This is a genomic window from Schaalia canis (genome assembly GCF_003858455.1).
In the GTDB taxonomy this organism is placed as follows: Bacteria; Actinomycetota; Actinomycetes; order Actinomycetales; family Actinomycetaceae; genus Pauljensenia; species Pauljensenia canis.
Genome location: NZ_RQZF01000004.1, coordinates 35676 through 56648, shown reverse-complemented (window position 1 = coordinate 56648; position 20973 = coordinate 35676). Strand labels below are relative to the sequence as shown.

Annotated in this window: 9 protein-coding genes; 4 read left to right on the top strand and 5 right to left on the bottom strand. The window is 59.2% G+C overall.

The features are described 5' to 3' along the window. Positions 1-15: 15 nt before the first annotated feature. The 4 genes from trxB to EII11_RS05670 are packed head-to-tail and all read right to left on the bottom strand — an operon-like array spanning position 16 to position 7017. Positions 16-948 carry a thioredoxin-disulfide reductase gene (trxB, locus tag EII11_RS05685; protein ID WP_124869929.1) on the bottom strand — a complete coding sequence of 311 codons (933 nt, stop codon included), beginning with the start codon at positions 946-948 and terminating at the stop codon, positions 16-18. Positions 949-981: 33 nt separating this feature from the next. Beyond that, positions 982-4230 carry a murein biosynthesis integral membrane protein MurJ gene (gene murJ / locus EII11_RS05680; RefSeq protein ID WP_124869926.1) on the bottom strand — a complete coding sequence of 1083 codons (3249 nt, stop codon included), beginning with the start codon at positions 4228-4230 and terminating at the stop codon, positions 982-984. A 3-nt stretch (positions 4231-4233) separates the two neighbouring features. Beyond that, on the bottom strand, positions 4234-6480 hold the full coding sequence (locus EII11_RS05675; protein ID WP_124869923.1) for a DUF6049 family protein: 2247 nt from the start codon (positions 6478-6480) through the stop codon (positions 4234-4236). A 3-nt stretch (positions 6481-6483) separates the two neighbouring features. Beyond that, the gene (locus tag EII11_RS05670; RefSeq protein ID WP_124869920.1) at positions 6484-7017 is read right to left on the bottom strand and encodes an NUDIX hydrolase; all 534 of its coding nucleotides are present in this window, start codon (positions 7015-7017) and stop codon (positions 6484-6486) included. Positions 7018-7527: 510 nt separating this feature from the next. On the opposite strand from EII11_RS05670, the gene EII11_RS05665 reads away from it, so the two are divergent. Together EII11_RS05665 and gndA are read left to right on the top strand one after the other, a co-directional pair. Continuing rightward, positions 7528-8940, top strand: coding sequence for a CCA tRNA nucleotidyltransferase (locus EII11_RS05665; protein ID WP_124870121.1), 1413 nt, complete (start codon positions 7528-7530; stop codon positions 8938-8940). 128 nt (positions 8941-9068) lie between these two features. Next, positions 9069-10538 (top strand): NADP-dependent phosphogluconate dehydrogenase, encoded by a 1470-nt coding sequence (gene gndA / locus EII11_RS05660; protein ID WP_124869917.1) that lies wholly within the window; start codon positions 9069-9071, stop codon positions 10536-10538. 164 nt (positions 10539-10702) lie between these two features. On the opposite strand, the gene EII11_RS05655 is transcribed toward gndA, so the two are convergent. Beyond that, positions 10703-13330 carry an alpha-L-fucosidase gene (locus EII11_RS05655; RefSeq protein ID WP_165867078.1) on the bottom strand — a complete coding sequence of 876 codons (2628 nt, stop codon included), beginning with the start codon at positions 13328-13330 and terminating at the stop codon, positions 10703-10705. Between the two features lie 557 nt (positions 13331-13887). Here EII11_RS05655 and EII11_RS05650 point away from each other — a divergent pair. Continuing rightward, positions 13888-19962: an Ig-like domain-containing protein gene (locus EII11_RS05650; protein WP_124869910.1), complete on the top strand. Its 6075-nt coding sequence runs from the start codon at positions 13888-13890 to the stop codon at positions 19960-19962. 45 nt (positions 19963-20007) lie between these two features. Further along, complete coding sequence (locus EII11_RS05645; RefSeq protein WP_124869907.1) at positions 20008-20973, top strand: AAA family ATPase; 966 nt, start codon at positions 20008-20010, stop codon at positions 20971-20973.

Sequence of the window (20973 nt, the reverse complement as noted above, 5' to 3'; positions counted from 1 at the left end):
ATTATGCGGGAAACCTCATCCCTGGTCTGCCAGCCAGCGTTCAACGTCCAACGCTGCGCGGCAGCCTGAGCCGGCGGCTGTGATCGCTTGACGGTAGCTGTGATCGACGAGGTCACCGCAGGCGAAGACGCCAGGAAGATTGGTGCGCGTCGTTGGTTCCTCAACACGGACGTAGCCTGCGTCGTCGAGCTCAACCTGACCGGCCACAATTTCACTGCGGGGCAGGTGACCGATAGCCACGAAGACGCCATCGACAGGAAGGGTGGACTCCGATCCATCCACAGTAGATTCCAGACGCAGGCCCTCAACCTGAGCGCCACCAAGCACTTCGGATACAGCCGAGTTCCACACGAACTCGATCTTGGGGTCATTCATGGCACGGTCAGCCATCACCTTGGAAGCGCGTAGCTGATCGCGGCGGTGAACAACGTAGACCTTGGAAGCGAAACGGGTAAGGAAGGTGGCCTCTTCCATTGCCGAGTCGCCGCCGCCAATGACGGCAAGAACCTTGTCGCGGAAGAAGAAACCATCGCACGTGGCGCAGTAGGACACGCCGTGGCCCATGAGGAGTTCCTCGCCGCGCACATGGAGCTGACGATGAGCCGAACCGGTGGCGAGAATAACAGCGCGAGCCTGCAGGGTCTCATCGTCAATCGTCACGGTTTTAATCTCGCCCGTGAGGTCAACAGCCGAAGCGTCCTCGAAACGAATATCGGCACCGAAACGTTCGGCTTGGGCGCGCATATTCTCCATGAGGTCAGGCCCCATGATGCCTTCAGGAAAACCGGGGAAGTTTTCCACATCTGTTGTTGTCATCAGGGCACCGCCTGCGCTGATCGCACCGGCAACCACCACGGGAGCCAAACCTGCACGAGCCGTGTAAATGGCGGCAGTGTAGCCAGCAGGACCCGAACCCACGATCACGACATCATGGACTTTTTCCGACATTTCCTTTTCCTCTACTTCGTTGAACAACTCGTTTTACTTCGCTGTGATCTCGTAAATCCACGCCCAATTTGCGTCATCAACTGAACGTGGAACTTGCCGGAAGGACAAGGTAACAGAATCAGTTTCAATCGGCGAGGGCAAGGTGATCGTCGTCGTGGGGCTCATTTCTGTGGTCACCAGAGTTTCACCGCGTCGAGGCTGGTCCGGGTTAGGTGCCTTGAGCATAAGCTCACCACCGGTGGTGCTCTCAGGCATGTGCAAGGTCAGTTCTGACAGGGTGGTCTTTTCCTTGAAACGCACCACCAGAGACAAAGACGTGTCGTCACCAAAGGGGCGATCGAACTCACGAGAATGCCACTCGGTTTCAAAATCGCCGTCAATCATGTTGATCGCACGATTTTCGTAATCACCCTGGTCATCACGCCAGGACAACACTGTAACCGAGGAAATAACCGGGCCGGGGACAGGTTCATCCGGCGTAGGTTCCTGTTCGGTTGGGGCATCAGATTGAGCAGCGGACTGGTCCTGCAGGGGCACCTCATCTGGGCGACTAATAGAAGGCTTCTCCAAAGGAGCTGTCGCCGTCATCACTGCCCACACGAACGCAACGATGGTGAAGATGACGAAGAAAATAATCGTCGGGCGAGTCGGATCAAAACGACCGGGTGTGGCCTCAACCGTTGCCCTGTCAGAAGATCCGGCGGGCGTGGCCGCTGATGCGGCGCTGAAGCGAGGCGTGGTCGTTAGCGTGTCGTCCATACTGTCCCCCTCAGGCTGGCTAGAAGCCGGGACAGGTGTTGCCGAGGCAGCCGAGGTACGTGCTTTTTCTGCAGCCTTACTAAAAGCTCCCTGAACGGCGCTCAAGGCCTTACGCGCATGAAGTGCTGTCGCTGCATAAGCCGTCGCGGCACCCGCACCTACGGCTGAGGCAGCAGCAGCCACTTTTTCCTTCGTGCCGACAGAATCCGACGAATCCGTGCCGGTATCACCGTCTGCGTTGTCACCGGTGTTGGCCTCATCTGGGTCGTTTGGCAGGGCAATGGGGGCGTCGCCAACCTCGTCGACCTGTGCAGGCTCGTCAAAGGGGACAGCTTCTCCTGGCTGGTCGGCCCCGGTATCGGCAGAAGCTGGAATCGCATCAGGGTAGATCGGGATACCCGCTGGTCGCGTAGCCGGCTCATCATCGTCACTGAGAGAATCCTCTAAAGCGTCATTAAAGGCGCGCAAATCCTCACTGAAGTCATCACCCATGACCGCATCATCGGAAACGTCAGGATTTTCTGACAGTGCTGACAGGTCAGCGACCTCGGTGGGAGTTAACTGCATCCACTCGGGGAAGGAAAGATCGGGAAGATGCTGTTGATCCTCAGTGTCACCAGCAGGAGAGGGGAAAGCATCCCGAGGGACGGCCGGAGGCGCGAAAGATTCGGGAACAGCACCCTGCTCCTCGTGCTCGTCATACTCATTACGGTTCATGAGATCTCCCGACTCGCCAGTATCGCTTCGGTCAGTACTGTCAGAGGACACGGAATCCTCCCCCTGCCGACCAACTATAAAACGGGCCAGTCCAGTAGGCAGAGGAAGACGCTGCGCAATCAGAGCACCCACCCGAGCAGTTTCAGCGGGGGTTAGGAAGCGCATGACAAGCCAGAACACAATTGTCGCAACGATTGAAACCACCACAAGACGGCCCATTGAGGCGCCGACGCGGCCCAATACACTTCCAGCCGCCGTGTGCCACCCCATGAGCATCATCGCCCCAAGACTCGCGAAAAGGGCGGCAATAGAGGCTGCAAAAGAATACCCGTAGGACAACAGAAGCTGACGCTGATTGACATAGGCGTTACGACGCGCCACCCACACAATGGCAATCACGCCCTGCACTACGCGGCACACTGTCTCGGCCAGTGCCGCACCAACCACCCACCAGCGCGGGCCGGTGGCGAAATAGACCGACCACCCAACGATGACTTGGAGGAGCGTGGGCGCGATACCCATAAGAAAGACAGGCTTAGCGTCCTCGTAAGCAAAAAAGACGCGCTGACTCATGAGAATCATGCCCGTGGAGGCCACGCCCGGCATGAGAGCCAAAAGGACCCACGCGTATCCCTCCACCACGGGCGGCTGAGTGGTTGGCGCCACCATCTGCATCATCGGAATTGCGCCGGCCATCAAAATCGCGGCAGCCAAGAGTGTCAGAGTCGAGATCGCCTTCACGCCGAAGGAATAATTCTCCGCCACTGTCCGATCATCATTTTGTGCAGCAGCATGGCTCAGTCGCGTAAACACGGCCGTCGCCAAGGACACTGCAATCAACGACTGCGGAACCATAAAAATCATAAAAGCTGTGGCATAGGCGGCATTGCCCACGACCACCTGCGCGGCATCTGCCACAGCGCTCGGATTGGGCTGATAACGATGAGCCCACGCATCAGCCTGGGCGGCAATATTCGACGTTGACAGCACACCCACCTGACTGACAGCCAAGGTGGCGAAGGTCCATCCCGCAACCTTTGAGGCCGAACCAAAAGACGTGTTACGGAAATGGAAATCCGGTCGAAGTCGAATACCTGCCGCGCGCAAGGGGATGATGAGAACAAGGGCCTGAGAGATCACGCCCAGCGTTGATGAGCCGGCGAGTACCCAAAACTGTGGACCCGTGAAATCTGCAATCGGTAAAAGAGTAGGCTCCACGCCCCACATTGCTAGGAATACTGCCAGACCGGCAATGCCGACAATGTTATTGACTACCGGCGCCCACATGTAGGGGCCAAAGACACCCCGGGCGTTGAGAACCTCTCCAAGGAGGTTATACAGGCCATAGAAGAAAATCTGCGGCAAGCACACGAGAGAAAAAGCGATGGCAAGGGCGCGAATTTCAGCGTCATAACCGGCTGCGGTAATGAGGATCAACAAAGGTGAGAGAACCATTGCCACCATCGTCACGGCAAAAAGGATGGTGCCCGCCAAGGTGATCAAACGGTTGACATACACATCGCCCTGACTACGCTTCATCGCCCGCACAATCTGCGGAACGAGAACAGCATCAAAAACGCCCGCAGCCAAAATATTGAACACCATATTGGGCAAGGTGTTTGCTGTTTGGAAGGACGCCATGACACCGCCGGCGACCGACCCTAAAGCCGCCAACAGCATACTTGCGCGAATGAATCCCAGAATGCGTGACACGAGCGTGCCCGAAGCCATCACGGCACTTGAGCGCAGCAATGACGATGAACGCTGAGCCTGGGGCGTGGTCGTGTCAGATGCAGGTGAACTCATCACTCATCCTTGTAATGGGGAACTAGGGTCGTCAGTAAGAGTATCCGGGGCCGTCAAGGATGGGGAAGCATCAGAAACAGGAATCACTGTATCTGTCGGAGTGGAACCACCCGCACCTGGCAGGCCCGTTGAGCCTCGTATTCGACGACGAAGCGTGCGCAAAAGACCACCAATAAAGGCCATGCCAACGACAACAGCGATCGCCATTGTCGCGGCGTCTTCCCAGTCAGCACGCAGACGTACGCTCACGGAATGAGTGTTATCAAGAAGTGTCCCATCAGCGGTCAAGACCCTGTAGGTGACATTGATATCGCCAGAACCAATGGCCTTAACCGGCACCTCAACCGTGCGAGAAGAGTTTGCCGGAATCGTCACTTCAGGGATCTCCACGACACGCATGCGACGATCTGAAGGATCAAGATCGACGCGCACACGCACCTCCCACGGCAAAGCATTCACGATCCGCACCGGGAAGTTCACCGACGTTGAGATGACATTCACCGGAGCAGAAGGCTCCGCATGAACAGCATGGGCGTAGCCTGAGGTCCTGATGCGTAAAAGATTTGCCGCGACCTGACGCTGGCGAGGCTCATAGGACGCACTCAAAGCCTTAAAGGTGTGACGCGTTAACTCTTCACGCAAAGGCTGGGGATCCACCAGCGCAGCCTCCGTGGCCTTGCCGTTTTCAAGTACCGCGTCAAGGGTTGCAATAGCCTGCACACTTGCATCATCAAGGTGCGTTGGCCCGACCGGAAGGCGCTCAATATCCGTTGGAACCGAGCCTGCAATTGCACTCAGGGTCGCTGGCGCAACCCAACGGTGCTCAGTAAGCGCACGCAACCTGGTTAAAGCATCATCACTGAGTTGAGAGCGACGCGGCATCACAGCAAGGAAAGAACGCTCGGTTTGAGGGCGCTCGCGGGTGATAATCGCCCCTGCAGCACTAAGCAACTGATCCCGGTCCAAAGTGTCGGCAGGCGTCGAAGATCCCCACCCCAATAAATCCGACAGATACTGCGGGCTTGTCAACACCGTTGCCCCCACATCCGCATGGCCTCCGATCAGCGTGCCGCCTGAGACGGGATCAACCTCAACGCGAGGAGCGGGCAAGAAACTCACATCTTCTGTTGCGGCCAAAGCTCCAGCGGGTGCCACAGTGATCGCAGAGGATGCATGTGCCAGGAAGTCAACACCGAAACTTTCATCCGATGGCCAGCGCACATCACGAAGAATCCGGGCAGCATCCCGGCGTTTCAACAGGTCCGAAACGCTCGCAAGTGTCGTTGGATGAGTGGAGCCGCTTTGAGGACTCTGCGCAGAGTCACCATCAGGTGCTAACTGGGCGCTCTCTCCACTTTGGGGGGCGTTAGCATCCTCATCAGTAGTGGTAGATAGCAGAGCAGGAAAACCCTCGCGGGAGCGATCACATAACTGCTGAATCCACTCGCTTGACATCGCCATCGTTAACCCAGGATCCGCGTCAAAGGGAAGCAGGGGAATAACCTCGTGAGTGCCAGTTAAAAGCCGCTCACGAACCACTCCGCTCATCACCTCATCGCCAACATCCAAAGCTTCTGGATCAACGGCAAGAGTCACCCCTGGGCGGCTCTGAAGCTGTCCTGCAATCGCAGGCGCGTACGCGGCAAGAGGAGCATTCGTTGCTGTCCACGGGACAAGTACATTCAGCCGAGCTGGCACAAAGTTCTGACCCGCATCCCACACCACCAACGAACGATCATTCACGCGATGGTCGCCGGCGGAAGCCTCGACAGTGAGGCCACGAGGACCCCACGCCCACTGGCCCTCCAACGGCAGGGAAGCACGATCCACTGTCACTGTGAAAGAGCGTGACTCTCCCGGTGCCAGCGTGCCCGCCAGAGCATCAGTGGCAATAAGAGGCCCATTCCACAGAAGACCGGCAAAGAAATGCGACATTTCCTCCATCGACACCGGAGTAGTTGCCTGCATGAAAAGCTGCAATGTGGGAGCAGGAAGGGGTGAGGTGCCATGATTTGCCACCATTCCCGACACCACAAGCGAGGACTCGTCAGTGAGGACGCGAGGTTCCAAATTATTAATAGAAACCACTAAATCCTGCTGTTCGCGATACTCCTCCGCAAAAGTCAACGGGCGAGCCGAAGGCGAAGTGACAGCAGCAGGCAGTGCAACAGGGGCGGCAGCCGAAAGGATCGGCAGGGAGAGGGCGGCAAGAGCGGCTGACGTCAATGCGGCAAACAGTCGGGAGAACACCACTTAGTCCCCCTGATACAGCAGATCCAACGCAATACCGACGATACGACGTTCATTGGGGTAAGCAAGCTGGCGTGTCATCTCGCGCAGAGGAATCCACGCGGCGTCCTCTGCCTCATGGTCAGGATCGCCCTCAACGGTGATATGGCCTGACAGGTAATCCATGAGGTAGTGGTGGACGACCTTATGAACGCGACGGTCATGGCCTGAGAACCAGTAGTCAATGGTTGCCAGGTGACTGATAATGCGCCCCTGGATGCCTGTCTCTTCAAAGACTTCACGCAGTGCCGCCTGCTCGGGCGTCTCGCCATGTTCCACATGACCTTTTGGCAGACACCATTCGATGCGTCCTGCACGGTTACGTCGGGCAATAATCGCCGCGTAGGGGATGCCCCCCTTCACATCAACGACAATGCCACCAGCGGAGGTCTCACCCACGATCGGCAGATGCGTGGCCTGCGCATGAACCCCCTTGGAGACATGGCGACGTGGGGGTCGTGGGACCCCTGGGCGTCTCTCCGTGGAATAGGCAGGCATGGTTCAACTTTAGGCGGCTTTGGCCTCAAACACCCATACGCCCGAGCGTGGCGCACGTCGCGGAGCAGACCGTAGGCGCAAAATCGCGCCAAAGCACGAGCATTCCCGTGGCGAAAGTCCCCTTTCTTTCCAGCGCGCATAACACCCGATGGCTCAGTGTTGAGCTGCCAGGTTTGACTGGGGGCATGATCTGAAGAAGTAACTCCCAGGCGAACACGGTAGATGCCCAGGCTGCACGCTCCCACCTGTGCACCCACGCAGTTTTATGGTCGACCACGTCCGATCAAGGGGGTGAACTCACACCCGGGAGCCTGGGGGCAAGGATCGCGGTGTGGGACGATAGAAGCCTGAGGGCTGAAAGGACACACTGTGGATTCCACGTCGAGCGACATGAACACCGCCACCAAGGCACACCCAGGGCTGCATGCACATGAACGTGAAGCCGCTGCCGGTAGCACGGTCGGCACAACCTCAGCTACTGTCCCGGGCACCGCCGACATGGCAACCCTCATGGCTAACGCTCAACGCGCCTTTGCTCAGCTCCCAGCCGGAGTGCTCGAACTCGGACGCGTCTTTGAAGCCGCAGGTGAGGAGCTCGCCCTTGTTGGTGGGCCCGTCCGTGACGCATTCCTTGGCGTCACCCCCCATGACTTTGATTTTGCTACCTCGGCACACCCCGACCGCACGGAGGAAATTCTTTCCTCCTGGGCTGACACCACCTGGGATGTCGGCCGTGACTTTGGCACCATCGGTGCGCGCAAGAAAGACCTGACCGTTGAGGTCACCACCTACCGCACTGATTCCTACGAGGTCGGCTCCCGCAAACCCGAAGTCACCTACGGCGACACCCTTGAAGGCGACCTCACCCGCCGCGACTTCACTGTCAACGCCATGGCCATGCGCCTACCAGGCATGGTTCTGGTTGATCCACATAATGGCCTGGAAGACTTGCAGCAGGGACGGCTACGCACCCCCGTCACCGCTGAGCAGTCCTTCGACGATGATCCCTTACGCATTATGCGTGCCGCACGCTTTGCTGCCCAGCTGGGTATTGATGTCGATGAGGACGTCATGAACGCCATGGAAGTCATGGCGCGCCGCTTGGAGATTGTCTCTGCCGAAAGAATCCGTGCCGAGCTAGAAAGGCTCATTATTTCGCCCTACCCTCGCCGCGGTATTGAACTGATGGTGCACACAGGCGTGGCAGATATCGTGCTACCAGAACTGTCAGCACTTCAGGACACCAAGGACGAGCACAAGCGCCACAAGGACGTCTACGAACACACCCTGACCGTCCTCGATCAGGCTATTGACCTGGAAACAGGGCCCGACGGACCCGTCCCCGGCCCAGACTTCATTTTGCGTTTTGCCGCCCTCATGCACGATGTGGGTAAACCCGCCACTCGCCGTTTCGAAGGTGCGAATGTCGTCTCTTTCCACCACCACGAGATTGTGGGGGCAAAGATGACGCGCAAACGCATGAAAGCCCTGCGTTTCGATAAGGCCACCACCGAAAAAGTGTGCCACCTAGTTGCCCTGCACCTGCGCTTCCACGGGTACGGAGAGGCGTCCTGGACGGATTCGGCTGTGCGCCGCTACGTTACCGATGCCGGTGACATGCTGGAGCGTCTTCACCGTCTGACTCGCGCGGACTGCACCACTCGCAACCGTCGTAAAGCCCAGTTCTTGTCGGCCGCCTACGACGATCTGGAATCGCGCATTCAGGCGCTGCGCGAGCAGGAAGAACTCGACGCGATCCGACCCGACCTTGATGGCGCTCAGATTATGGAGATTCTTGGACTCACCCCGGGCCGTGAGGTGGGTGAGGCGCGCACATTCCTTCTGAACCTGCGCCTTGAGAATGGTCCTATGGGTGAGGAGTCCGCTAAAGCTGCCCTGCTGGAATGGTGGGCCTCACGCTAGTGACGCACTAGCCGCGTGAAACAGTGTGCCCACGTGACGCACACCAATAAATGCGGCGAGCACGACAGACACCTCTCCGCATAGGCTTAAACCAGAACATCCGCACGGATTACTGAACGGAGAACATCATGAGTTTCCCTACGCCTGCCGCAGCCTCTGCTGACATCGGCGTGTACGGCCTGGGAGTGATGGGCGCCAACCTCGCCCGTAACCTCGCCCGCAACGGCTACCGCACAGCTGTCTTTAACCGCACCCTGGCGCGCACCGAAAAACTCATGAGCAACCACGGCGACGGCTCCGAGGGCACCTTCATTCCCGCTGAAAGCGTTGAAGAATTCGTTGCCTCTCTGGAACAGCCCCGCGTCGCCATCATCATGGTTCAAGCTGGCGAGGCTACTGATGCTGCGATGATCCAACTGGCTGACTACATGCAGCCTGGCGACATCATCGTCGACTGCGGAAACGCCCTCTTCTCCGACACGGTCCGCCGAGAATCCTGGGCGCGCGACCGCGGCCTGCACTTCGTGGGCGCTGGCGTATCCGGCGGCGAGGAAGGCGCCCTGTGGGGACCCTCCATCATGCCCGGCGGCACCGTTGAATCCTACGACCGCCTGGGCCCCATGTTCGAGAAAATCTCCGCCCACGTCGGAGACGAACCCTGCTGCACCCACGTTGGCGCCGACGGCGCAGGCCACTTCGTCAAGATGGTGCACAACGGTATCGAATACGCCGACATGCAGGTGATCGCCGAAGCCTACGACCTGCTGCGCCGAGGCCTGGGCATCACCCCCGCTGAGGTCGCCGACATCTTCGCCCAGTGGAACGAAGGTGAACTCAACTCCTACCTTATGGAAATCAGCGTTGAGGTCTTGCGCCAGGTGGATGCCGAGACCGGCACCCCGCTGGTGGACCTCATCGTCGACGAAGCCTCCCAGAAGGGCACTGGCGCATGGACTGTGCAGACCGCCCTGTCCCTGGGCGTGCCGGTGACCGGCATCGGTGAGGCCACCTTCGCCCGCGGCGCGTCCTCCTCGCGCCCGCAGCGTCAGGCTGCCCGCGCCCTTGACGGCGGGGCTACGCCCGTCATCATTGATGAGGCCGACCGCGAAGCCTTCATTGAGGACGTGCGTCAGGCCCTGTACGCCTCGAAGATCGTCGCCTACTCGCAGGGCTTTGACGAGATCAGCGCCGGCGCTGCCGCCTACAACTGGCAGATCGACAAGGGCGCGTTGGCCAAGATCTGGCGCGCGGGCTGCATTATTCGCGCCATCTTCCTTGACGACATCACCACAGCCTACGAGGCCAACCCCGAACTGCCCCTGCTGCTGGCCGCTGAGCCTTTCGCCTCGCGCATCCAGGAGGCTATGCCTTCCCTGCGTCGCGTGGTGGCGCTCGCGGCCGCTGGCGGCGTGCCGATCCCGGTCTTTGCCTCCTCCCTGTCCTACTTCGACATGATCCGCGCCGAGCGTCTGCCTGCTGCCCTCATTCAGGGTCAGCGCGACTTCTTCGGCTCGCACACCTACTTCCGCGTGGACCGCGAGGGTGTCTTCCACACCCTGTGGGCGCAGGAGAGTCGTCCCGAGGAACAGTGGAGCTGATACTCCTTTAGCCCTGGCTTTTTAGAGGTCCCCCTGGCTGCTACGAGGTGGCGCTGCGCGTCAGCCCATAGCGGCCAGGGGGATTTCCGTGACTGCGGAAGGGAGCCGGTGGTGGCCCGGTGCACCGTGCCTGGCGAACCTGGCGCAACGCATCTGGTGGGGTGCTACTGAATCCGTAAGGTGACCATGCCACTCGTTGCTGTGCCTGCGGGGTTGGTGGCCTGTACGCGTAGTTTGGCACCGTTGAAGGAGGTGTCAATGATGCGCGTCCAGGTGGTGGCGCTCTGTCCGGGAAGGTCCTCCCAATCCACAGCCCCGCTGCGCAGCACCTGCCACTGCAGGGTGGGGTAGGGGTCCCCACTGACCTCCACCGAGCAGCCCAGCACGGTGCCCGCACTGATGGTGACAATACGGTTTGCCCCATCGCCGGACATGGACAGGTTCTCACCCATGACAGCCTCCACCGTAATCGCCCCCACACGCGCAGGGACGCCGCGCTGGGCCTCGCCCGAACGCAGGGAAACGCTGGCGGGCTGGGTGCGGACGCTGCCGCGCTCATTGGTCGCAACGAGGACGTAGCGGGCAGGCGAGGTTACGCTCTCAGGTGCTTCAACCTCCAGCACCGAGGTTGTTGCGCCGGGAAGTGCGTTGTGACTGGGCAGCTCGTCGCTCAGGTACAGGTGAACGTCACGTGGTTCGTCCTGGCTTTCGTCAGGCAGGTCTGCCTTGATCTCCAAGCGGTACCACTGGTAGGTGGGTGGCGGCCACGCATCAATAGCAGCGGCCAGGCGCACACGCTCGCCCCTGTAGGCCTCAACACTGGCGGGCTCGGCACAAACGACCGGCGCGGTGGGGGAGGGGGCCTGCTCTGAGCATTCCACCTCAATGCTTGCCACACGCAGGTCAAGGGCGTCCGCGTAATAGAAGGGGTGGGCGTACTCGATCCGTAAGCGTGCAGCAGCATGTGCACCCACATGTGCGCCCACATGAAGAGGGCCAGCAGACAGCTCAGCGCCACTGACCTCAAGCGAGGTATCACCCCAGGTCAGGCGGTACATGGTAGTGGGGGAGGGGAGGGCGCCCTCGTCGAAGGAGAAGCGTAGACGCACATGTGGGAACGCAGCGTCCGAAGGATTGACCACCACGGCGTCATAGGCGGCAACACCCCCGCTGTAGCCCTTCGCACTGCGGTGAGCCACGAGGTCATGCGCGCGCACCTGAGCCCGAGCACGAGAGGGCGCGGTGTCGCGGTGTGCGGCGTGCTGTTGGTCGGGGGTGATGGAAGGAGTACCCTCCGGGGAGGGGATGAGTGTCTCAGCCGTATCAAGGGCGGCAGAGGATAATCCGGCGTCTGTCGCAGCGGTGAGGACGACCGCCGAGGCCGGCAACACACGCAGCGGTCCATCAAGGTCGAGGCGGATAACCGGCTGGATGTCATCAGGGCAGGGGCCAACAAGAGTCACCACGCAGTCGTTCCCTTCGCGGCGGACGGGAAGGTCGCGGGCGGCCTCGTTGGAGGTGGCGTGATCGCCAGCGTTGCGGTCAATGCCGTCAACCTTGGCCCGCAACACCGCGTTCGCTACGCCCGGCAGACGGATCTCCACCTCCTCTTCCCAGCGGGCGGGGAAAAGGTAAAGCTCCGAGCCTGCGGCGGTCGCCTGCCCCCACGACCCGCCAGAGGCTGCCTCTATCGGCAGCCACGTGGGGCGCGCCCCCCGGATCGCTCGCGGGTGGCGATCCATCCATGCGCCGATCCCCTCCAGCACCTGCCGGTCGTAAGGGTCAATCGCCCCCGAGCCCATTGGGCCAATGTTGTAGGCAAACTGGCCGCCCCCAGAAATGACGGTTACGAGGTCAGAAATTGCGGCCCTGATCTGGGGAATGATTGTCTCGGGCGAGCGGTCGCACTTGTCCGTCGTGCAGTAGGACCACGCGGCGGGGAAGATCGAGCGCACCGACTCCCAAGGGCCGTATTGGAAGAAATCGGGAATGTCATTGTCGCCGCCAACCTCGAAATCCCCGCGGTCATTCCACACCCGCGAATTCATCACCGTCGTGTCAGGTTGGCAGCGGCGCACCGTGGCCGCCAGGCGATCCGATTGATCGGGCGTGGGGCCGCCCATGTCGAACCAGAACTCAACAATCGGCCCATACTTGGTCAGCAATTCCTCAATCTGAGCCTCAATGAAGGGCATCATCGACTCAGGGATGGCATTGAGGTTGGCGTAGGGCTCAGCCTCGTGCTGAGTCCAGTCAATAATCGAGAAATAGAAGGCCAGGCCCAGGCCCTGAGCCGCGCACTCCTTGGCCAGCTCCGCCAGGGGGTCGCGGCCAAACGCGCTCTGAGCGACGATATTGAAGTCCGTTGTGGACGTATCCCACATGCAAAAACCATCGTGATGCTTCGTTGTGATCATCACGTAGGTCATGCCGGCGTTCTTCGCAGCAGCGCACAGGGCGGCTGGATCCCACTCGGTGGCCTGCCATTCGTGGGCGGCGTGAAGGTATTCCTCGTCAGGAATCTGCATCCACGCCTTGATCTGCTCAGGGTATCCGATGCCCTGCGCTACTCCCTTGTAGGAACCCTCGTAGACGGAGTAGACCCCCCAGTGGACGAAGAGGCCAAATTGTAGGCGCTGCCAGGCGGCAATGCGGGGGTCGCTATTGAGAGGCACGATACCGTCCACGCCGCGAATGGGGAGCGCGGGCACAGGTGGGGTGGGGGCTGGTGAGGCGAGGGCGGGAGCGCTAGGGAGGGCGGTAGAGGCAGGAACGTCATTGGCTGCGAACATGGCTGCCATTCTAAAGGGCGAATATACAGGTCAAGAGTGCGTTCCACGCCTGTTCAAAAGAGTTTGATCGCACCTGCTGGAAGAAGCGAAGCTGCTTGGCGCGGCTTACCAGTCGCACGAAGCGGACTTGCTTCCCGACCATAAGACTCCACTACCCCCGTAGCCTGGATTTCTGCAATGAATCTCCTTGGGGAACTATGGGTGTTTGCTGAAAAGATCTGTCTACCTAGTGAGATCTGTTGGACGCGGGGAAGTATCTGAGATCGGTGATGTTTGCCACAAACTAGCGTCCATCTTGAAGGGTTGGAGATCTTCGTAGTGTCATTTAAAGAAATGTATATGCAGGTCAGGTGAGTTTGAGAGATTTCCCAGCAGTATGCGACATTTTCCTATATGTATTTATTGAAAATATTTTCATTGCGTGCATGTTTAGATACAGGAGTCGTTGCTGAGTCCATCCTTGAGGAGTCTGTCGCAGCAATGGGGAAAGATCCCCATTGGGAAAGGCGCGCTCTTTTGGCACCGTGGTCTCAGTTGCCCAAGGAGAGGTGTCATTCATGGCGCGGAGTTCACGTGTACGTAAGGTGGCGGGTGTATCAGCCACTGTTGGAGCTGTGACCTCGTTAGTTGTTGCACTCTTGAACCCCGGTGTTCACACCACAGAGGTTGATCTGAACGACGGTGGCGTATGGGTGACGAACGCCAACTTGCGTCTGGTTGCACACCTTAACTACCCCGCGCGTCTCCTCGACACGGGATTACGTGCCGCGTCAGCTGTTTTCAACGTCTTCCAAAACGGTGAACAGGTTCTGCTCTCTGACGGCGAGGCCTCAACGCTGACTGGTATCGACGTCTCCAACGCTGCGCTTACTACACCGGTTGAGTATGCCGGCATGGCGACAACTGCTGGTGGTCCAACAGTGGCTATCACCGATGGTGTATCAGGCAAGGTATGGATTCAAGATGCCGCTGCACCCGCGTCTTTTCTTCCTGAAGAAACCGATCCGGATGTGACGGAGATGCCGGGAGCGCTCACTGCAGTTGGTCTAGACGGATCGGTACATGTTGCCTCCTCAGCAGGATCAAAACTGGTCAGTGTAATTCCCAAGGGGCAGGTGAAAGAGACCGTTGAACACGACCTCAGTGGAAGTGGAATCAATGGTGATTCGACACTTCAGGTCGCCGCAGTTGGTTCAACTCCGGTGGTCCTTGACCGGAACACATCGACACTTATTTTTGCTGATGGGAAGACACAGGTTCTTGAAGGAAAGAATCTGACCCTCCAGGAATCCGGCCCGCAGGCAGAAAGTGTTCTTGTCGCCTCCGACGCTGCATTGCTTGAGGTGCCAATGGGCGGTGGAACTGTGACCACCTACCCTGCCATGGAACAAGCTGGCAATCCTTCACGCCCCGTCCGTCATCAGAGTTGCATGTATGGTGCATGGGCTGGAACCGGCGCTTTCTTACGTCAATGTGCAGTCGAAGAAGACACTGTTGCTCTCACCGTTGACACGATGAAGTCTGCCGAACAGGCAGTATTCCGCGTCAACCGTGACGTGATTGTCCTAAACGACGTGAAGTCTGGTGGCCTGTGGCTTCCAGATGAAAATATGCTGCTGGTCGATAACTGGGATCAGATTGAATCCACTATCGAATCTGAGGACGACACCGAAGAAGAGTCTCCCGATGAAACCGAGCAGACACTTCTACCGGAACGTTCGGAGCAGAACACTCCCCCCGTAGCTGTTGACGATGAGTTCGGTGTACGAGCAGGGCGCACCGCGATCCTTCCTGTCCTTCAGAACGATTCTGATATTGATGGAGACTTCCTCACCGCAATAGCCGTGAGTCAGCCTTCAATCGGTGAAGTGGTGAGTGCTCGGGACGGTTCTGTACTGCAAATCCACGTTGCCCCTGATGCCTCCGGAGCGGCTTCTTTCGAGTACGAGGTATCCGATGGGCGTGGCGGTACAGCAAAAGCCCGCGTCACCCTAAGCGTGCACGGCGACGACGTGAACTCTCCTCCAACTCAAACCATTGTCCCCACCATCTCACTGGGGACGGGACGCAAGGCAACAATTAACGCGCTGGCGAATTGGGTGGATCCCGATGGCGATCCCTTCTACCTTGAAAGTGCAACAGCACCTGCAGGCATTAGCGTGCGCACGCACGTTAATGGCAGCGTGGATGTGGCCGAGATTGGACACGGGCCAGGAAAGGATCAGGTCACCCTGTTCGTCTCTGATGGACGTGATACAGGTGAGGGGCAGATTGTTGTCAACGTTAAGGAATCGGGTAATGAAGCCCCTGTTGCGAACGCTGACCATGTGATTGTCCGGCAGGGTTCCTCAACGTCGTTTTCTCCACTGACCAATGACACTGACCCCAATGGTGATCCACTACGTTTGGTTCAGATTGAGAACTCCCCTGCTGGTGTGACGGCCACAATGGATGGCGCCGCTGGCACGATCAGCATTCAGGGTAATGCCGTGGGCACCTACTACTTGGGCTACGTCATTACTGACGGCCCAGCAACAGGCCCGGGTGTTATCCGTATTGATGTCATTGATGCTGCAACGGAAGCACCGCCCAGCGCTGAACCTGACTTGGGTGTCCTGCCTGAAGGTGGCCAGGTTTTGGTTGATCTTCTGGCGAATGACTCTGATCCCACCGGTGGCGTACTCACCGTTCAGAAGCTTGATGTACCTGCAACATCGCCGCTGGTGGTGGCACTCATTAATAACCAGATGGTGCGTGTGACGGCGCCGCGTGGTCTGAATGGTCCCGAGACCTTCAGCTACACGGTGTCCAACGGTGTTGCCTCTGCAACAGCGACGGTCACCGTGCTGCCAAAGCCTGCACAGACCGGCAATGAGCCACCTGAGCTCAATGATGATCAGATCATTGTCCGAGCGGGTGACGTGGCCTCGGTGGCCGTTCTTGCCAACGACCGCTCGCCTGCGGGTTTGAAGCTGACCGTGTCGAATGATCTGCAGCATGAAATCAAGCCTGATCTGGGTACGGTGTTTATCTCCGACAATGTCATCCGCGTGCGCGGTGGTGAGCGCGGCGGCTCAGGGAAAATCGTCTATACCGTTCATGACGCCATGGGAAATGTCGCCTCCGCTGTGGTTAACCTGGTGGTGGTCGCAATGGATGCTGATACCAACACAGCCCCCCGTCCGAAGGATCTGACGGCCCGCACGATCGCGGGGCGTGAGGTGGATATTCTCGTGCCCCTGGACAATATTGACCCCGAGGGCGACTCAGTGAGCCTGGTTGGTTTGGCAAGTGCGCCAAAGTTGGGCACCGTCACCCAGGAGGGAACGCTTCTGCGTTACACCGCCGCTGAAGATGCCAAGGGCACTGACAGTTTCACCTATCTGGTTGAAGATCGCCTAGGTAAGCAGGCGAGCGCGACAGTGCGTGTCGGTGTGGCTCCCCGCGCGGGCACCAATCAAAATCCTGTGGCTTTGCCTGACCAGGTTCAGGTGCGCCCCAAGACCAAGGTTGCCGTTGCCGTGCTGAGCAATGACATTGACCCTGACGGCGATGATGTGGTGTTGGAAAAGGACTCCCTGTCGTCCCAGACTGCCGGACTGGACCTGTCCGAGCGTTCAGGACGCGTAGTTGTTGTGGCGCCAGAGGCCGAGGGTAGTCATGTGATCTCCTACGCTGTGAGTGACCGTAAAGGCGGTTCAGCCCAGGGCATTTTGACAGTGATCGTCAAGAACGAGGCTCCCGAGCTCGCACCAATCGCACGTGACGATTCGGTGACCAGCGAAGACCTTCAGACCGCAGAGAACAATGCAGTCACGGTCCCCGTCCTGGTCAATGATGAAGACCCTGACGGTGACATTGCAGATGCCACGATTAGCTCCAGTGACGCCAATGTGCGCGTCAATACTGACGGTACCGTGTCAGTGAGTCTGACCCCCGAAGCCCAGATCTTGATCTATACCGTGACTGATCCAACGGGCAAGAAGGCATCGGCCGTGATTCGCGTTCCCGGAACGGACATTACTCGTCCGACCGTCGATACGACGAGCGTGCCGATCAAAGTCAAGGCTGGCCAAAAGAAGGAAATCCCGATCAATGATCACATCATTGCCAGGGATGGACGCTCGGTGCTCATTACCTCCAATGACAAGGTGAGTGCCGGTTTGGGCACGAATGGCGATCCCCTAGTCAAGGACGCCAAGACCTTGGTGTTTACAGCTAAGGAGGATTTCTCTGGCCTGACGTCGATCACCCTGGAAGTCACCGACGGCAAGGACCTTAATGACTCAGAGGGACGCACCGCGGTGGTCACCTTACCGATTGAGGTTGAACCGGCTGATAACCGCCCGCCGACCTTTACGCCTACGGCAGTTGAAGTAGCTCCTGGCGAGGAAGCAGCGGTGGCTGACCTGGCGCTAATGGTGACCGATCCCGATAAGGACGATCCAGCGTCGATGAGCTACACGATCGTGGGGAATGCGCCTGCCGGTCTGAGTGCATCGGTGTCGGGCACGAAACTGTCGGTATCGGCCCCCGCAGATGCCCAGCGCGGTAGCGCTGGTTCGCTTCGGATCAGCGTCGATGATAGGCGCGGAGGGACTACCGAGGCTGATGTGCCGGTGACGATCGTTTCCTCCTCGCGTCCGCTCATTCAGACCTCCGAGGCTCAGGTGACCTTGGATGCGGGCAAGTCAACGACGGTGGATGTCACCCAGTACGCAACGAACCCCTTCCAGGATCAGGGCGCTATTACCCTGGTTGGCGCGCCCAGCGCTGGCGAGGGTGGCGCAGTGACCGCTAATGGCACGCAGCTGAGTATCAGTGCCAATACTGGTTTTAATGGCACCTTCACGGTGAGCTACACCGTTGTGGACGTCACGAAGGATCCCTCACGCGAAGTCCGCGGGATTGTGACAGCCACCGTACGCGATAAGCCTGGGGCTCCTACCAATGCCTCAGTGGTGTCGAACTCTTCGGGAACCGCTCAGGTGTCTTGGACGGCAGGCCCAGCCAATGGCACGCCTATCACCGGCTTTACCGTCACCGACCATACCCAGGGTGATACCCAAGAGTGTGGGCTGGTCACCACCTGCCTTATCCCGAACCGTAAGAACGGCGTGGAGCATACCTTCTCGGTGACGGCGACGAACGAGGTTGGTGTGTCGGAGGCGTCGAATCAGGCCACGACCATGATTGATATTGAGCCTGAGGCACCGGCTGCGCCGACACTGAAGGCAGGAGACCGGGAGCTGACCGTCAGTTGGCAGCCGCCCCACAATGAGGGATCGGCCTTGATTGATTACGAGGTCACGCTCTCACCAGCGGGTACGCAGACGGTTTCTGCCTCAAACCAGAGTGTCACCTTCACGGGCCTGACCAATGGCGCTGAGTATGTTGCCACGGTGACGGCGCGTAATGGCAAGGGATCATCGCCTGCGTCGCAGGCCAGCCCCGCTATGGTGCCCTACGGTGCGCCTGGGCCTGTTGGTAGCCTGGCCGCAAGCTACGGCGGCCTGGGGAGTGGCACTGGTCAGGTGGCCAGCGTGGATGTCAGCTGGACACGCCCAGCGAATATTAACGGCCGTGAGATCGAGTATTACACGGTGAGCGCCGGTGGGGTGACAAAGACCGTGCAGGCTCCGGCAACATCTACCTCCCTTGAAGGAGTGGGCTTTAACGCCGAACAGGTGCAATTCACGGTGACCGCCACGAATGACGGGGCAAACGCTGTTGCCAGAACCTCTGAGGCAGCAAACGTGAGCACCTGGGTGGTGGGCCAGCCCCTGCCGCCGAGCATCGCTTCTGTGCGGGCAACCGGTGAGAACAACCAGGTGCGTATTGAGTACTCAGGCAGCCCTGCCGGTCAAGGCTGGAGTCCCGGACAACTGCGCTACGAATGGAGCGCAGGTGGAGGCTGGGCGCCGCTGGACGGCAGCGTGCTCTCAGGCAATGGTCTCAGCAATGGACAGGCCACCACCGTGCGGATTCGTGCAGTCGGTGAAAAGACTGGTAGTGCTGTGTACTCCACTGAAGTCGCGAGTGCATCAGTGTCACCCTTTGGGCCGCCGTCAAACCCGCAAGTCTCATGCTGGGCAGGTGGAGTTGGATGGGTCGATTGCACGTGGAAGGGATCAACAAATGGTGGCCGAGGAACGCAACTCGTCCTTTCGGGAAGCGCTTCGGAAACCATTGCACACAGCGCTGAAGGTCACCGGCCATTTAACGTCGGCGAAGGTAATCGTGGGCAACTCTGCGTCCAAGCTGTTCAGACCTCAGATGAATTAGGACGTCGAACCTCTGAGACTGTCTGCGCAGAAGCGAATGCACGTAGCTATGGCCGCTACTACAGCGTTGACCGTTTCGGTGGTACCCACAATATCAGCGGCTATGTGCCCAACTGTGGTGCCGGTTGTCAGTGGGTGAGAATCAGACTCGAGGATTGGCCCCCCCACAGTCAGGTGAAGTGCTGGACCACCGGTGCATGGAGCAAAAACCTGGGCGATGATGACGAAATCATCACCGTTGACTCCAATGGTTTCTATCACTCAATACCGCCCTTCTTCGGAGCCGGAATCTTCGCGGCCGCAGATAGATACTTAGTCAATGTTCATTGTGAGGGTAATCGTCGATAGAAGGACCTGGAGCCACCGCTCGAAAGCTTGAAAGGAAAACCTCAAATGACCGTCACACAGGAAAATGCACAATGGTTCTCAGATACCTTCGAACGCATTGTGGAAAATGTCGGAAAAGCACTGCTCGGTAAGGAAGATGTCATCCGCCTGGCATTGACCACCATGCTGGCAGAAGGCCACCTGCTCCTCGAAGATGCCCCGGGCACCGGCAAGACCGCCCTCGCCCGCGCTATCGCCGCCACCGTGCAGGGCACGCACTCGCGCATCCAGTTCACCCCTGACCTGTTGCCCTCCGACATTACGGGCGTCACCATCTACGACCAGCGCACCGGCACATGGGACTTCCACAAGGGTCCGATCTTTGCCTCCATCGTGCTCGCTGATGAAATCAACCGCGCCTCGCCCAAGACCCAGTCGGCGTTGCTGGAAGTCATGGAAGAATCCCGCGTCACTGTTGACGGCGTCCGCCACGAAACCGGTCGCCCCTTCATGGTGATCGCTACCCAGAACCCGGTGGAGCAGGCTGGCACCTACAAGCTGCCCGAAGCACAGCTCGACCGCTTCCTCATGAAGACCGAACTGGGCTACCCCGACGAAGACGCCAGCGTGGAAATCATCCTGGGCTCCTCCGCCCCGGACCGCTCCACCCAGCTCACCCCTGTCATCTCGACCAAGGCTGTGGCCGACATGGCTGACTTGGCGGCTGAGAACTACGTTGACCGTTCCGTCGCCCTCTACGTCCACGGACTGTGCCGCGCCACCCGTGACGATGCCACTGTCCGCATTGGTGTCTCCACTCGCGGTGCCATCGCCATGATGCGCGCAGCCCGCGTGTGGGCCATGGCCCAGGGCCGCAACCACGTCATCCCCGACGACATTCAAAGCCTCGCCCACCGCGTCTGGGCACACCGCCTGGTTCTCGACCCCGACGCAGAATTTGGCGGCGCCACCCGCGACGGCGTCATTGATGCAGCCCTGAAGTCCGTGCAAATCCCCACCACGAAGGCCTGA

Bases quoted from the DNA above. Each gene is read 5' to 3' on its own strand.
- EII11_RS05650 (WP_124869910.1), top strand. From the start codon at position 13,888: ATGGCGCGGAGTTCACGTGTACGTAAGGTGGCGGGTGTATCAGCCACT.
- murJ (WP_124869926.1), bottom strand. From the start codon at position 4,230: ATGAGTTCACCTGCATCTGACACGACCACGCCCCAGGCTCAGCGTTCA.
- gndA (WP_124869917.1), top strand. From the start codon at position 9,069: ATGAGTTTCCCTACGCCTGCCGCAGCCTCTGCTGACATCGGCGTGTAC.
- EII11_RS05655 (WP_165867078.1), bottom strand. From the start codon at position 13,330: ATGTTCGCAGCCAATGACGTTCCTGCCTCTACCGCCCTCCCTAGCGCT.
- EII11_RS05665 (WP_124870121.1), top strand. From the start codon at position 7,528: ATGGCTAACGCTCAACGCGCCTTTGCTCAGCTCCCAGCCGGAGTGCTC.
- trxB (WP_124869929.1), bottom strand. From the start codon at position 948: ATGTCGGAAAAAGTCCATGATGTCGTGATCGTGGGTTCGGGTCCTGCT.
- EII11_RS05645 (WP_124869907.1), top strand. From the start codon at position 20,008: ATGACCGTCACACAGGAAAATGCACAATGGTTCTCAGATACCTTCGAA.
- EII11_RS05670 (WP_124869920.1), bottom strand. From the start codon at position 7,017: ATGCCTGCCTATTCCACGGAGAGACGCCCAGGGGTCCCACGACCCCCA.